Below are 14,639 nucleotides of genomic sequence, written 5' to 3'. Positions count from 1 at the left end.
AAATTAATTTCAGAATTCAGTATTCTGAAACATTATATAGTTTGTAACCGCTTAAGAAGTTCGGTGCGCATAGCTTTACTCATTGGAATTGCTTTCTTTGAAATTACAACATGAGTTCCCGCTACTTCATCAATTTGGGAAAGATTAATAATGTAGGAACGATGAATCCTGAGGAAGTGTTTCTCTGGAAGTTTGATATCAATATCTTTTAAGGTCATCACTAAAAGATATTCTCGCCCCTGCGAAAAGATGCGACAATAGTTACGGTCTGCCTCGATGTAATAAATATCTTTAATATTTATTTTTAGCATTTTGTCGTTGTGGCGTACAAAAATACGATCGTTTAAAATTGTGTTACCTGTATTACCGTTGTTTAAACGATAATCAGGACTGCTAGTTTCACCGTTGTTAGGACCAATCTCAATTGAAATTCTATCAACAGTTAATTCGATTGCTCGTTGTAGGTCTAGTTTTTTAAATGGTTTTGAAATAAACCCATAAGGGTGTGTTTCCTTCGCTCGATTAAAATGCGCTTCGTCTGAATTCGCGGTTAAATAAATAATTGGAATTCTAAAATACTTTTGAATTTCTTGGGCGGTTTGTATTCCATCCAATTCCCCTTTTAACCGAATATCCAGTAAAACAATATCTGGTTTGTCTATTCTTATTTGTGACAGTGCTTCTTCACCTCGTGGCAAAATACCTGTAACTTCATAACCAAGTTCAGTTAGTTGTAACGAGATATTGGCTGCAATAACCATTTCATCTTCAACAATTAATATTTTTATTGCAGTTCCCATTTAGGCTATTTTGAAATTTTTAAAGTTGAAAAGTACTTCAGTTCCATTTTTATGGTTTTCAGAAATTGTACCGTTTAATTGTAGCGTAAGCAATTGAATAAGCTGGGTGCCGAACCCAGTTCCTTTTGCTTTAGTTTTTTTGACTTTACCAATTCCGTTATCTGAAACTTTTAAAAATAAGGCTTCATTTTGTTTATTAAGGCTAATTTTTATTTTGCCCTTCGTTCCTTCTGGGAAGGCATATTTTAATGCATTCGTCAAAAGTTCGTTTACAATTAAACCTATGGGCACGGCAGTATCTACATCTAAGTTTAGATCGTCCATGGCACATTCTATTTTCACCTTTTCTTCCGCATCAAAAGTGTCGAGCACGCCTTCGCTTAAATTCATGAAATAATCTTTCATTTCTATACTGCCTAAGTTTTCTCCTTGATATAACTTTTGGTGAATAATACCCATACTTTGAACGCGATTTTCGCTGGCAAGCATAGCTTCCTTACTAGCGCCATCTTCCAATTTTGCAGATTGTAAAGCGATAAGACTTTTTACCAATTCTAGATTGTTTTTTACACGATGGTGAATTTCTTTTAGCAACAATTCGTTTTGCTTATTCTTTGCATCCAACTCAGTGTTTAATTGCGAAAGCGCCTTTCGTTTTTTACGAATATTCTTTAAGGTAAAATACATTCCAAAGAGAATTATAGCTAGTAATCCTGCAACACCAATATAAAGCCATTGGGTTATTCGTTGTTGTGTAATTTTTTCCTGCTGACTCAAAATTTCGATGTCTTTCTGTGCAGTTTCATATTTCACCTGAAGTTCACTGTCCTTGCGTGCAATTATGGTATTTAAATATTCTGTATGACCTTGTTCGTAAAGTTCGTGATATTCAAGTGCGTTTTTATAATCACCTAATTCACCATATATATTTGAAATATGCATATAGTTTTCCCAAAGGTTTTTGGTATTGCCTATACGTTTCATTATTTCAATCGCTCTTAAGTTGTAGGGTAGAGCTTCGGCATATTTTCCTTGCAAAATATACACGTGGCCAATATTTGCAGTTGGTGGCATGGTATACCGCAGCAGACCTATTTTTTTTGCACCCTCATAGCAACGATTGTAATCTGCAATAGCATCATCATAACGTTCCATGTATTTGTAAATATTTCCGCGGCCGTTGTAGCAAGCTAAAAGAGGGGCATCCACAACTCCTAATTGTTTGTAAAGGTTGATAGCACGATTCATACTGCTTAGACTTTTATCTAAGTCACCTAAAAATAATTCATTCTCCGCAAGTCGTCGATAGGAGAGAGGTAAATCATCTTTATAACCGTGTTTTTCTTGAATAGCTATTGCCTTTTTGCAGTATTCTGCGCCTTCAGCATAGCTGTCTGAGTAATAAAGTAGGTCGCTTATTTTTGTGTAACATTGAGCAATGCCGCGCTGATTGTCTATTTCTTCATATAGAGCTAATGCTTTAAAGACAACTTTAGACCCTTCGTCGTACTCTGCAGTTCCACTGTAATTTGTTGCTAGAAGCAGATAAGTGTCTGCCAATTCTTTTGGCATTTTTTGCTTTTTGTAAACCGAAATAGCTTTTTGTAAATAAACAATTGAAGAGTCGAGTATAGTATGGTCTTCGTGCCATTTTGCCAAACCGATAAACGATTTTGCAAGGGTTTTATAATCCTTGCTTTTTGTTGAAATTGCAATAGATTTCTTGAAATTAATGAATTCTGATAGCGTGTCTTTATTCTTCGGAATAGATTTTTCCGAGTTTAAATACGAATTTTTAAGCGTGTCTTCTTGGTTTTGAGAAGGAGTGTGAGGAAGACTACTCCACGAAACGCAAGCTAATACTATAAAAAGTAATAGTCGTTTCATCGTATGTTATTAGAATTTAAATTTACAAAGAAAATTTTTTTTATTAGTGAAAAAGCTGTTTTATTTCAATTAATTTGTTGAAAATGAAAAAAATACAGATAAATCTATTAAATAAATACGAAAAACCCTTCCTGTACTAATAAAATAAAGGGAAGGGTTTTCTTCTAAATTAGAGAATTTAATTTTTAGCTTTTAGAAGTGCTCAATCTAGCCAAAACATATGCAGAAATAGCCATTACCATATCTCGAACCGCCACATCAGGATGATGCCACGTTAGGAGTAAACTTAACCCTATAAGTATAAGCCATAAAGAAACGATATATGCTCCTAGTTGAGTTTTAGTAAAAACAATAATTCCTGCAATTATCTCAATTACTCCTACAATCATCATAAATGTTGCTCCGCTAAACGGGAGTATATCCAAGGTCGAGGGTGCAAGATAGGTATCCCACTGCACTAAAATATTTGAAAATTTATCCAATCCAGCTACAATAGGTACTATTGTAAAGGTGTACTTTAATAGGGTTTGTAACTTATTGATTTCAATGTTGTTTGTTATTGTTGCCATGGCTCTAAAGATTTATGTTCTATTGTTTTGATGCAATAAACCATAAGTGGTTACATATTTTGTAACTTTATAATAATTGCGGCATCTAAAAAGAAAAGGAAACAATGAACTCAACTCAGACGGACAGATTCGCATTAACTAAACTCTCTGATACTCAGATTGTAAATCGGGTGTTAGCAGGTGAAAAGGAATTATATGAAATTCTATTGAGACGTTATAATCAACGTTTTTTTAGGATAATAAGAAGTTATATTAATTCTGAAGCTGACACTCGCGATATAATGCAAGAAGCTTACGTAAAGGCTTATCTTAAATTGTATCAATTTAGAAGTGAATCTTCCTTTTCAACTTGGTTAACTAGAATTGGAATTAATGAGGCATTACAGTTTATTCGAAAACAAAAACGCCAGTCTACCAATTATGGTTCAACAGAAAGTCTTGAAAATATAATTCACTTGCCAGATACCAATACAATGAATCCAGAAAAACAAGCCATAAAATCTGAAACGCGCATTTTAGTTGAACAAGCTGTCGATTTATTACCAGAAAAATATAGAATTGTTTTTGTTCTTCATCAAGTGGAAGGATTGTCTAATTCTGAAATTGCCGACTGTTTAAAATTGTCTGAAAGCAATATAAAAGTGCGGTTACATCGTGCTAAGAATATGTTGAGAGATGAGCTTTTTAAAACAACACTCGATTCTTCTATTTATGAATTTGGAAATAAGAAATGCGATTTAATGGTAGAACACGTTATGGAGCGCATTCAATATTTACCTTAATTAGTCCTTGTCTTGAACTATTATGAAGTTAGAATTTATTTGTTTTCATAGGTTTATAAGTTGATTTTATGATGCTTAACTGTGAATGTTATCACAAAAACAGTCTTCCAATCGAGATAATAGCTGCGAAAAACCTCCACGGAGAAAATTAGACGTATATTCGCCGCATATTAAAACCGTCTTCTTAGTTTTAAAGGTTCTTGAAAAGACCACATTCTAAAAGCGCCGCGATATACTATCTCCAAGCGCAGCGGTCTTACAACTTAAATAAATTTATGACATTTAAATCACTTGGGCTATCCGATGCCCTGCTGAAAGCAATCAGCAAAAAAGGATATGAAACGCCTTCGGCTATTCAACAAAAAGCAATTCCTTTAATTTTAGAACGAAAAGATGTGTTGGCCTCAGCACAAACAGGTAGTGGTAAAACTGCTGGTTTTGCCTTGCCATTATTACAAATTTTACAAAACCAACCAACCTTGCACAAACGACCAGTTCGTGCGCTTATACTTACTCCAACTCGTGAATTAGCTGCTCAGGTACAGCAAGAATTTAAGGATTATAGCGAATTTACAGACCTACGATCAACTGTTATTTTTGGTGGAGTAGGAGCTAATCCTCAAATTAATGCACTGCGTAATGGTGTAGATGTTTTGGTGGCAACACCAGGACGACTCTTAGACCTTCATAATCAACGTGCGGTTTCACTTTCAAAAGTTGAAGTCTTAGTTTTGGATGAAGCGGATAGAATGTTAGACATGGGCTTTGCTCGTGACATCAAAAAAATACTTGCACTACTTCCTTCAAAAAGGCAGAATCTTTTGTTCTCTGCAACTTTTTCAAAGGAGATAAAAAAACTTGCTAATGAATTTCTTCATCAGCCTGTTTTAGTAGAAGCAACTCCAGAAAATACTACAGTAGAGAAAATTGATCAAACAGTTTATAGAGTTGATAAAAATCTTAAGACTGATTTAATTATAAAACTTATTTCTGAAGGAAATTGGCAACAGGTTTTAGTTTTTACTAGAACTAAGCACGGTGCCAATCGCTTAAGTGAAAAACTTGAAAAAGCGAAAATTACTTCAGCTGCTATCCACGGAAATAAAAGCCAGGGAGCTAGAACTAGAGCCCTTGCAGGATTTAAGGAAGGAAAGGTTCGCGTGTTAGTTGCTACCGATATTGCAGCTCGAGGACTAGATATTCCATTACTTCCGCATGTAATTAACTATGAATTACCAAATGTTTCTGAGGATTATGTTCACCGTATAGGAAGAACAGGTAGAGCGGGAGCTAGTGGAGAAGCGCTATCATTAGTTAGTCTTGATGAGGTTGGATATTTAAAAGATATTGAAAAATTGATAGGAGAACGCCTACAAGCGAAAACCCTTCCCGATTTTGAACCTACTGAGACTATGGCCGATGTTAAAGAAGCTGAAGCAGAAAAGAAAAGACAGAAAGCGGCCCATCATAGTCGCGGTCGAAATACTGGTAGAGGTAAAGCCCCTTCAAAAGGGAAGAGCACCCGAAATAGTAATAGACGATAAATTAAACCTAAAAAGGGAAGCTAAATTTAGCTTCCCTTTTTTCATTATATTCTAATTCGTTACTTCCGCTTTCTTATCTTAACTTTGCGCCCTAATTGCAATGAAAGAAAGCCTTATCAAATTTATCGACGCCTTTTACTTTTTGTTTCGGCGTTTTCTTCCTTTAAAAACATATCGGTATGCGGTCTGTGGAGGAGGAAATTTGGTGTTTGATACATTCCTATATTTTATTTTTTACAATTTCATAGTAGCAAAACAAAATGTCGATTTGTTTTTTGTAGTGCTAAGCCCACATATTGCTTCTTTATTTTTTGTGTTTCCTATAACCTTTGTGACTGGGTTTTTACTTCAGAAATTTATCACTTTCGAGAAGTCTAATTTGCCGTGGAAAGTTCAGTTTTTTAGGTATTTCTTAGTTGCCATGGGAGCGCTAGTGCTTAGTTATATCTGTATGAAGTTATTTGTTGATTTGCTAGGTTTTTATCCTACGCCATCAAAAATACTCACTGTATTTATCGCCGTTGCATACAGTTACATTCTTCAAAATAAATTTAGTTTTAAAGTAGTTTAATTAGTGTTTTTGCTAAATACAAAAGGCACGCCTACCAAAGTAAACGTGCCTTTTATCAATTCTTTATTTTTAGAATTACATACTATCTACAAATTTTAAAAATACCTTTTTGTGTAGATCCAGGTTTAAATTTGGAGAAAGGGCTACACGAGCGATATAGTCTTTATCACCTTCTTTAGTTGTTCCTTGAGTTGAGGTTGCCGGAATCGTCCAGTAACACCCTTTTAATTGCCCATAACTTACGCAATATTTACTCTCGTTTGGAATTTCAGTAATCATTAAATTGATGAGTTTGTGGTTTAAAGCTCGTTTATATGTTTCTTTTTCTTCAGCAGTATTCCCTTTTGTAGGTAAATCCAATGAGAAAACAGAAGGAGTAAAACCTTGCTCAGCCAATTCTTCCGAAACAAAATTAATTTTAGCATCAGGTAGTGCTTCGTGAATAAAGTTTACAAATTCGCGTGTGTTTTCGTACGCATCGTGAATTCGTTGATTCATAGACGGCAATTGTTTTGCAAGTATTTCATATTGAAGTTGTGTGGCTTCGTTATCACATAAGCTTAGATGTTTTTCAATCTTGTGCATCAGAGCTTCCGTTTTGTCATTACCTGCGCAATATCCTGCTGTACAAAGTCCGCCACTTGGAAATTTAGAACCACTAGCAAAGGAAATTGTTCTTACTGTTGAAAGCATTTCACCTTTTCCTAAGAAGTGAACGTTCGGACAAAAAGTTTGATCTAATATAAACACAGGATCTATAGCCACTTTGCCATTTGCAGTTGTGCGCTCCTTACTTAAAACCTCTTTTAGCTTTTGAAGGTTTGGAACTTCAACTCTAGGGTTAGTAGGGATTTCAGCAATGATATACGGTACAGCATCTTCTTTAGCAATTTTAGCCAAAACCGTGTCAATACTCTGAACCATATCGTTATCTCCATCAACTAAGAGATCTTCAATCTCAACATTTTTGATAATTGCAGCAACTCGTCTTGCTTGGTCGTTTGTTCCTCCATAACAGTTTGGTGGGACAATAAACCTGATGTCTTTCCCTTTGTGGTTTTCAAGAGCATCGTGAACAAGCCCCATCATTATGGCATATTGAATAGATAAGCCACTAGTTGCAACTAAAGGTTTTGATGTTGTACCGGTAATTTCTTTAATCGAATCTAATACTTTTTCCTTATCAGTTTGACTGATATCTATAGTTTCAATTTTAGAATTTTCAACTATTGCTTTTAAAGCTATCAAACAATTATTCGGCGTCATAGCAACAGTTTCTCTTCTTCTTACGTGCTGTATATCGGAAATATAGCTTTCATTCTTTTCGCCGTTTACTATTAACAAACTTCCTAGATGTCCGTATAGATTAATATAGAAATCAACATTTGAATTAAGGTCGGTTTTAGAAATTTTATCTTGATGTGAAATCAAAACTGTACTTCCGTCAAATTCAGAAATATCGTCTGCGTTTTCTACTTTCTTTACCTGAAAATTATAACCATAAACTTCTTTCAAAACTCCAGTATTAAAAAATTTAGGAAGCTCATCTGTGTATATGATTTGAGTGCTTTTATTATCGAAATGGTTTTTTCTTAGAATAGCTAATATAGGAATTGTATTTGATTGAAAACTTATTACGTTTTCAGATTTCAAGTTATCAAGTTTAGCAATTGTCCATTCTAAAACACAAGATAGTGGATGTCCTAATCTAATATAATCGTAGGCCGTAGGTAATTCGGAAAGTTCCTTTGTATCGGCATTATTTGCAGCATACAAGTTTTCAAACTGCTCTAAAAACTGTGTTTTTGCTAAATCTTCATTATAAATATCTAGTCGATGTGTGGTTAGTTTTAACCAGTCGGCAGGCATATTTTTTATTACGGTGTCTATATAATTCAATAATTTATCGTTATTCATATATTTCATATTAGGTAAGCAGTAGTTTAAGGTTACTAGATTTGTTTTAAAACCTTTTAGCCACAATTTTTAATTTGTTTAGCAATAGGCTAAATCTAGAACAAAGTTAAAAAGGAAAAACCGTAATACATTTTTGAAAGCTCTTTTAATACAAATTTAGCTTTTAGGATTATTGGTTTTTGAACTCTCTGCTCTTTCGTTTTAAAAAGTCAAGAATTTCAATGGTGCTTTGTTTTATTGTTTTTTGATAATCTGGATCAGCCTCGCAGAAGAAAATAAAAGAATAGATTTTCAGTTTTTCAATATTTAATTCATCTGTAAAATAGGTTTCTGGAAATTTATCAAGGAGCGTTAGGGTTAACGCTGCGGTTTTATCGAATTCCAAACGTTTTTTTAGCATTTTAGTCCTTCCTGAAATCATATTTACCACCGCATCTACAGGTCCAGAATTTGCTGCGTACAATTGCCTTTGTGTTTTAGTAAGTTTTGGTTTATCGGCATTTGGAAGTCCCATGCTAGTTGCTGTTATTGTTTCCTGTATTGGAATTATTTTAGCATCAGAACCTATGTATCCAGTAAGGGGTTTTCTTAAAGTAACTGTGCCTAATTCGTTCATCTTTTCATTAAGATGAATTATGATTTTCTTGTTAGTCATTTGTTCGGCACCGATAATTAATGTTGTTGTTTGAATATGAATAGCGGAAATAGAAAGCGTATCTTTTTCTTTTACCGAAATTAAAAACCTCCCATTTGCATCGGTAACGGTTCCTTTATTTGTAGAAACATTAAAAATATTGACACCTTCAACGTCAATATCGTCGGCTGCATTAATATTTCCTTCTAATTGTTGTCTTTGAGAATATAAACTGCTGCTGAAAAGGATTATCAATAGTACCGTTAAAAATCTAAAAAAAAATTTTGTTTTTGTTGCGTGATAAATTTTGAAAATCCCCGTCATTAATAAATCGATTAGTTATCGAATTTAATTCAAAAATTAGTAAGGATTTTTAGACTCTAATTCTTTTAACTAAGAATTAGTATTTACTTATAACAGGTTAAGTTTATTTCGGTCCAAAATTAACTTAAAACGCCCCTTTCCAAAGAAGGAAAGAGGCGTTGCTTTAAATGCAATATCTCTGTTTATTAGCAGCAGCTTGAAGCTGGACCACAGCAAGAAGTGTTGTCTTGAATGTCTGCTAGTTTTAATTTAGGTTTGTTTGATTTCTCGCCTTCTTTTTCTGCGTAAACAGTAATACTAAATATTCCTGTATCTGAATTATTAAAAGCGTTTACCTCTTCAGTTGAAAGATATTTTTCAAGAATATCATCTGGAATAACAATTGGTTTTTCCTTTTGAATTTGAACATTTACAAATCCTGCATCTTGAATAAATTGAAGGTATTCTTGTTTCTGAATTGCTCCAGCTACACATCCTGCATACATTTCGGCGTCTTCTTTTAAGGCATCAGGGAGATTGCCAACTAATACAACATCAGAAATACTGAAATGTCCTCCTGGCTTTAAAACTCTATAGATTTCACCAATAACTTTTTGCTTGTTAGGAACAAGGTTTAATACACAGTTACTTACAATTACATCGGCGGTGTCGTCACCAACCGGCATTGCGTCTATATCACCTTCTCTAAACTCAACGTTGTTATAGCCTAATTTATCAGCGTTCATACGCGCTTTTTGAATCATAATAGGAGTGAAGTCGATACCAATAACTTTTCCTTCTGCACCTGTTTCATGTCTAGCAACAAAACAGTCATTACCCGCACCAGAACCTAAATCGATTACAGTATCGCCTTTTTTAATGTGTGCAAATTCTGTAGGAAGACCACATCCTAAACCTAAATCAGCATCTTCAGAGTACCCCTTAGTTTCGGAGTAATCGTCCATCATAATGTTGTAAACTTTATTTGATGGAGTGGTTGCGCCACAGCAGGAAGCTGCATTTTCAGCTTTGCCTTGTTCTGCGATTTTGGTATAACGATCTTTGACGATATCTTTTAATTCTTGTTCGTTTTTCATAGTATATGTTTTATGTGTGATGATGCGTATTTGTTTAGCAGCACTCTGTTGTAAGAATATCTTGGTCTAAAAATTCGTTCATAACTAACTTCATTTTGGTCCAATTTTCTTTATGAATACAATAGCAAACCTTAGTACCTTCTATATTTCCTTTAATTAATCCTAAGTTTTTCAACTCTTTTAAATGCTGGCTAATAGTAGGTTGGGCTAGTCCGATTTCTTCAACCAAATCACCACAAATACAGGTGTTGATTTTGAATAAATGCTGAAGAATAGCTACGCGAGCTGGATGACCAAAGGCCTTTGCAAAGTTTGCAATTTGATTTTGTTGTTCTGTGAATTTTTCAGATTTAGTGATTCCCATTTTTTGAGTTAATTAATACATTGCAATATTACGATTAAAGTATGAAAAAATTATTAATACATTTAATTTTTATAATAAATTTGGCAAAGTGAATTTCTAATAAACCAAGAAACGTGTAGAATTTCGCTAAGGAAATCTTACACGTCTTTACGCTTAGAAAAATAGAAGAATGAAAATTTCTATTTAATAATTATTTTTTGCGATGTAATTTTATCTTCATTTGATATTTTTAGAACGTATTCGCCTGCACTTAAATCACTTACTTCAATAGCTGTAGAAGTCTGATTATTATTGATTTCACTTTTTACTTTTCTACCGTTTATATCAAAAATTGAGATTGTCGATTTCAATGTGTTAATAGGGAAGTGTATTATTAAAACATCATCTGCAGGCACTGGAAAAACTACGTAGTCCAGAGTATTTTGAGTGTTTGTACTCAATTGTATATCGTTTCCTTCAACTACTTCGTAAGTCTTGTTTTTATTAATATCACTAAAAGTTTGTACTGCGCCTGAAGGCCATTCTATGATTATTTCAGAAATATTAGTAGCATCACCCAATCCAAAATGATTGGTGTAACTATTTTGACTACAATATCCACTTGCAGCTTCAATTTGACGCATCTGCCAAATTTCATTTCCATTAATCGTAGCTTTTACTTTAACCTTTGCACCTATGGCTGAACCGTTAGACGGATTTCCAACACATTTAATTTTAATCCAATTATTTCCACTTCCAGTATTTTTAAATAATGAATTGCTTTGGTTTTCGTTTAGGGTGTTTGCTAAAATAACATCTAGCCAACCGTCATTATTGTAGTCTCCAAAAGCACAACCAAAAGTATTTCCTTGGTGGTTGGCTAAACTGCTAGTTGTATCTTTTGTGAAATTTCCAAAACCATCGTTTATATAAAGTGAATTTGTAGTTTGTCCGGTAAAATATGCATTGCAAACAAGCAAATCTAAATCACCATCATTATCAACATCGGCGAAGGCAGAGCCAAACGAACTTCCAATTTCCGAAGCGATTTCAGAATTTACTTGTTCTATAAAAGTGCCATTTTCATTGATAAATAACTGGTTTGCTTGTCCGTTCCAGTTAACAACAAATAAGTCGAAATCACCATCATTATCTACATCTGCCCAAGAGCTTCCAGCAGAGTTTTTTCCGTTTTGAGTGATAGATAAATTATTGATTTGTGTGAAGTTGTTAGGTCCATCATTTCTGTATAGCGAATTTGTAGAATTGTTTTCATTGGTTATAAATACGTCACTGTCGCCATCACCATCATAATCAATCCAATTAATTGAGCGGGAAGCAAGAGTTTCATTAGTAATCGATAGACCAGTTACCGCTTCAAAAGATCCATCACCTTGATTTTCGAAGTATAGGTTTCTGGTAGAAACTATACTGTTTGTAATATAGGCATCCATATATTGGTCGTTGTTGAGGTCTATCCAATTTGCCATTTCAGAGTAGGTTAAAGGCGCTCCAATAGCGTTACTCGGTTCATAGTTAAATGTGCCATCGCCATTGTTTCTATAGAAATAATTTTTCTTTCCAACACCATTTCTACCATAGGTTACTACCAAAGCATCCAAATCTCCATCATTATCAACATCGGCGAAACTCGCGCCATCTGAACGGTCGTTGTCTAAAACTATGTCGTCTGTTGTAACCGTGGTAAAAGTGCCGTTACCATTATTTATGTACAGCATATTGTTTTGACCTGATGCAGGGCCGTTGGTAAAGAAAATGTCGTCCCAACCATCTCCATTTACATCAACAAAGTTAGCACTTCGCGAAGCAGATGGAGTTGTAGTAATATCGTCCAGAGTTGTCTCTTCAAAAGATTGGGCATTGGTGTATTCTGAAATTAATGCAATGAAGCAAAAGCTAAAAGGTATAATAGTTTTAATCATAACAGCTTGGTTTTTTAAGTTTTTAGATTGTGCAAGTACTTTACAGGTGTGAAATTAATTTTTATTAGCCTTGCCTATTAAGTGTTTGTTGTGAACAGAAGAAAATTGTTTTGAACCACCTTCAATCTGTTTTAAAAACTTAAGTGACACATATTGAAATCTTATGATAGCTTAAGATTTTTGCACTTTCATATTATGATGTGAATCGCTTAATATTTGATGTAGATGAACCAAATATGAGTTTTAAGTATAGAATTTTGAGTGTGGAAATAATTTATTCAACTAAAATAACAACTAGGTTTTACTACATTTACTTTGTAAAATTTCTATAGAATTTTAAAACTACCTTATCGCATGAAAATTAGCTGCTTAATAATAGATGATGAACCATTAGCTAGAAAGCGATTACTTTCATTGGTAGAGGAGGAGAACGTTTTAAAACTTCTCGGGCAGTGCAAAACAGGTAAGGAGGCAATTTTAAATATAGAAGAATTACAGCCAGATATTATTTTTTTAGATATTCAAATGAAGGATATGAATGGTTTTGATGTTTTAAAGAATTTAAAAACTGAAAAAAAACCGATGGTCATTTTTGTCACAGCTTTTGATGCGTATGCGGTAAAAGCTTTTGATGCTTTCGCTTTAGATTATTTACTTAAACCATTTAAAAAAGAACGGTTTCAGCAAGCTGTAGCTAGAGCAAAACAGCAATTTTTTAAAGAAACCGAAAACAGCTTGGAAGACAAATTCAAAAAACTCTTTCAATATATTGATAATGAAGGTTCTCAAAAAAGTAAGAATATTTTAAAGGATAAATTTCCGATAAAAATTGGCAATACCGTGTCCTTTATTAATTATTCAGATATTCAATATATATTAGCTTCAGGAAGCTATGTTGAAATTTGTACGGCGCAGAAAAAACATGTTCTTCGGGATTCTCTTCAAAACTTGATGAGTAAAATGAATAGTAATCAAATGATTAGAATTCACCGTTCTACTATAATAAATACTCATTTCTTAGATAAAGTAATACATTCAAATTTTGGTGAAATTGATGTGCTAATGAAGGACGCTTCACTTTTTAGAGTTAGTAAAAGCTATCGTAAGGACCTATTAAAAAACATGGGAGTGTAATGGGATTAAAAAAACACATCGATATTAATCTCCTTAAATACCTAGCCCTTTTTTATACCATAGTTGTGCTATTGGTACAATTAAAAAAAAGCTATTGGAAAATTATAGGTACAACTAGTTATGGTCCACTAAGTTGGGGGAAACTTTTTAACTACGGTGTTCTTATAGATTGGGTTGTGGTTATATTGTTTATGACTTTTATTAGCATATTAACAAAGTTGATGTTCGAGAAATGGGGCGCTAAGGGATGGAAGAAGATTATTTGGGTGCATGTTTTCTTTTCTTTTTTTATTGGGTACTTCATCTTTTTTATGACTGCTGTAATATCATTATTAATTGGAGAAACCTCTTTTTCTGAAGCATCACGATATCTGTCTTTTGATTATTTTGTTTCAGTAGTAGAAGTGAACTTTCTAGTTTACTTTGCTATGATAGGAATAATAAACGTCTATTATTACATTAAAAAAGTTCGCAATATCGAAATCCAAAAAGCACAGGTGGAAACGCATTTGGCAACAGCCAAACTCAATATGTTGAAGGCGCAACTACACCCTCACTTTATTTTTAACACCCTTAATAGTATTTCAGCATTAATAGAAATTGACAAAGAAAAAGCTCAGAACCTAATAGCTGATTTCGGAGATCTTTTTAGAGATATATTGGATTATAAAGATGAGAATTTGATACCTCTTCACAGAGAACTCGCTCTTTTGGATAAGTATATTGAAATTATTTCCATCAGATTTTCAGATCATCTATTGGTGGAGAAGGATATTAATAGCGATGTGCAAGATGTACTTGTGCCCCATATGCTTTTACAACCTATTTTCGAAAATGCAATAAAGCACGGTTATGGTTATAATAATACCGAGATAAAAGTAAAATTGAAAATTTATAAGAATACTGATTATCTTTTTATTGAAATCAAAAATAATGGTGAGCCACTTACAGATTCTTTTAAAGCTTTGTTACATAAAGGAACTGGTCTAAAAAACACTCAAGATAGACTAAATACGCTATACGGAAACGAAATAGAGTTTTTTGTGGAAAACAATAAAAGTGACAACACGGTCGTCACTTTTATGAGAATTCCTTTAAATGTATAATTAAGAATC

13 protein-coding genes are annotated in these 14,639 nt (G+C 33.6%); 5 read left to right on the top strand and 8 right to left on the bottom strand.

Annotated features, from left to right (window positions below; all coding sequences use genetic code 11):
- Positions 1-32 precede the first annotated feature (32 nt).
- The 3 genes from FHP04_RS06915 to FHP04_RS06905 all read right to left on the bottom strand — a co-directional run bounded on the left by FHP04_RS06915 (position 33) and on the right by FHP04_RS06905 (position 3,256).
- Complete coding sequence (locus tag FHP04_RS06915; RefSeq protein ID WP_139855368.1) at positions 33-800, bottom strand: LytR/AlgR family response regulator transcription factor; 768 nt, start codon at positions 798-800, stop codon at positions 33-35.
- A complete protein-coding gene (locus FHP04_RS06910) occupies positions 801-2,687 on the bottom strand; it encodes a tetratricopeptide repeat-containing sensor histidine kinase (protein ID WP_139855367.1) in 1,887 nt (628 codons plus the stop codon).
- Positions 2,688-2,872: 185 nt separating this feature from the next.
- Positions 2,873-3,256, bottom strand: a complete 384-nt coding sequence (locus FHP04_RS06905; RefSeq protein ID WP_139855366.1) for a hypothetical protein — start codon at positions 3,254-3,256, stop codon at positions 2,873-2,875.
- Positions 3,257-3,360: 104 nt separating this feature from the next.
- On the opposite strand from FHP04_RS06905, the gene FHP04_RS06900 reads away from it, so the two are divergent.
- The 3 genes from FHP04_RS06900 to FHP04_RS06890 all read left to right on the top strand — a co-directional run bounded on the left by FHP04_RS06900 (position 3,361) and on the right by FHP04_RS06890 (position 6,153).
- Positions 3,361-4,038, top strand: a complete 678-nt coding sequence (locus FHP04_RS06900) for an RNA polymerase sigma factor (protein ID WP_139855365.1) — start codon at positions 3,361-3,363, stop codon at positions 4,036-4,038.
- Positions 4,039-4,313: 275 nt separating this feature from the next.
- Positions 4,314-5,582, top strand: coding sequence for a DEAD/DEAH box helicase (locus FHP04_RS06895; RefSeq protein ID WP_139855364.1), 1,269 nt, complete (start codon positions 4,314-4,316; stop codon positions 5,580-5,582).
- A gap of 100 nt (positions 5,583-5,682) precedes the next feature.
- Positions 5,683-6,153: a GtrA family protein gene (locus tag FHP04_RS06890; RefSeq protein ID WP_139855363.1), complete on the top strand. Its 471-nt coding sequence runs from the start codon at positions 5,683-5,685 to the stop codon at positions 6,151-6,153.
- A gap of 75 nt (positions 6,154-6,228) precedes the next feature.
- On the opposite strand, the gene FHP04_RS06885 is transcribed toward FHP04_RS06890, so the two are convergent.
- The 5 genes from FHP04_RS06885 to FHP04_RS06865 all read right to left on the bottom strand — a co-directional run bounded on the left by FHP04_RS06885 (position 6,229) and on the right by FHP04_RS06865 (position 12,390).
- A complete protein-coding gene (locus FHP04_RS06885) occupies positions 6,229-8,070 on the bottom strand; it encodes a PLP-dependent aminotransferase family protein (RefSeq protein WP_139855362.1) in 1,842 nt (613 codons plus the stop codon).
- Between the two features lie 169 nt (positions 8,071-8,239).
- Positions 8,240-8,959, bottom strand: a complete 720-nt coding sequence (locus tag FHP04_RS06880) for a carboxypeptidase-like regulatory domain-containing protein (RefSeq protein WP_158319124.1) — start codon at positions 8,957-8,959, stop codon at positions 8,240-8,242.
- Positions 8,960-9,213: 254 nt separating this feature from the next.
- Complete coding sequence (locus FHP04_RS06875; RefSeq protein WP_139855360.1) at positions 9,214-10,104, bottom strand: arsenite methyltransferase; 891 nt, start codon at positions 10,102-10,104, stop codon at positions 9,214-9,216.
- A 34-nt stretch (positions 10,105-10,138) separates the two neighbouring features.
- On the bottom strand, positions 10,139-10,468 hold the full coding sequence (locus FHP04_RS06870) for an ArsR/SmtB family transcription factor (RefSeq protein WP_139855359.1): 330 nt from the start codon (positions 10,466-10,468) through the stop codon (positions 10,139-10,141).
- A gap of 179 nt (positions 10,469-10,647) precedes the next feature.
- Positions 10,648-12,390, bottom strand: coding sequence for an FG-GAP-like repeat-containing protein (locus FHP04_RS06865; protein WP_139855358.1), 1,743 nt, complete (start codon positions 12,388-12,390; stop codon positions 10,648-10,650).
- A 354-nt stretch (positions 12,391-12,744) separates the two neighbouring features.
- Here FHP04_RS06865 and FHP04_RS06860 point away from each other — a divergent pair, with 354 nt between their 5' ends.
- Both FHP04_RS06860 and FHP04_RS06855 read left to right on the top strand, forming a co-directional pair.
- The gene (locus FHP04_RS06860) at positions 12,745-13,524 is read left to right on the top strand and encodes a LytR/AlgR family response regulator transcription factor (protein ID WP_139855356.1); all 780 of its coding nucleotides are present in this window, start codon (positions 12,745-12,747) and stop codon (positions 13,522-13,524) included.
- Positions 13,524-14,630, top strand: coding sequence for a sensor histidine kinase (locus FHP04_RS06855; protein WP_139855354.1), 1,107 nt, complete (start codon positions 13,524-13,526; stop codon positions 14,628-14,630). Before FHP04_RS06860 ends, FHP04_RS06855 begins: the two co-directional genes overlap by 1 nt.
- Positions 14,631-14,639 lie beyond the last annotated feature (9 nt).

The sequence above is a fragment of the Aequorivita sinensis genome, assembly GCF_006346335.1.
GTDB classification, from domain to species: domain Bacteria; phylum Bacteroidota; class Bacteroidia; order Flavobacteriales; family Flavobacteriaceae; genus Aequorivita; species Aequorivita sinensis.
Note: the sequence above shows the minus strand (reverse complement) of the source record. Positions and strands in the feature narration are given on the sequence as shown.

Excerpts from the sequence above, each read along its gene's own strand:
- FHP04_RS06915 (WP_139855368.1), bottom strand. The coding sequence starts at position 800 with ATGGGAACTGCAATAAAAATATTAATTGTTGAAGATGAAATGGTTATT.
- FHP04_RS06910 (WP_139855367.1), bottom strand. The coding sequence starts at position 2,687 with ATGAAACGACTATTACTTTTTATAGTATTAGCTTGCGTTTCGTGGAGT.
- FHP04_RS06905 (WP_139855366.1), bottom strand. The coding sequence starts at position 3,256 with ATGGCAACAATAACAAACAACATTGAAATCAATAAGTTACAAACCCTA.
- FHP04_RS06900 (WP_139855365.1), top strand. The coding sequence starts at position 3,361 with ATGAACTCAACTCAGACGGACAGATTCGCATTAACTAAACTCTCTGAT.
- FHP04_RS06895 (WP_139855364.1), top strand. The coding sequence starts at position 4,314 with ATGACATTTAAATCACTTGGGCTATCCGATGCCCTGCTGAAAGCAATC.
- FHP04_RS06890 (WP_139855363.1), top strand. The coding sequence starts at position 5,683 with ATGAAAGAAAGCCTTATCAAATTTATCGACGCCTTTTACTTTTTGTTT.
- FHP04_RS06885 (WP_139855362.1), bottom strand. The coding sequence starts at position 8,070 with ATGAATAACGATAAATTATTGAATTATATAGACACCGTAATAAAAAAT.
- FHP04_RS06875 (WP_139855360.1), bottom strand. The coding sequence starts at position 10,104 with ATGAAAAACGAACAAGAATTAAAAGATATCGTCAAAGATCGTTATACC.
- FHP04_RS06870 (WP_139855359.1), bottom strand. The coding sequence starts at position 10,468 with ATGGGAATCACTAAATCTGAAAAATTCACAGAACAACAAAATCAAATT.
- FHP04_RS06865 (WP_139855358.1), bottom strand. The coding sequence starts at position 12,390 with ATGATTAAAACTATTATACCTTTTAGCTTTTGCTTCATTGCATTAATT.
- FHP04_RS06860 (WP_139855356.1), top strand. The coding sequence starts at position 12,745 with ATGAAAATTAGCTGCTTAATAATAGATGATGAACCATTAGCTAGAAAG.
- FHP04_RS06855 (WP_139855354.1), top strand. The coding sequence starts at position 13,524 with ATGGGATTAAAAAAACACATCGATATTAATCTCCTTAAATACCTAGCC.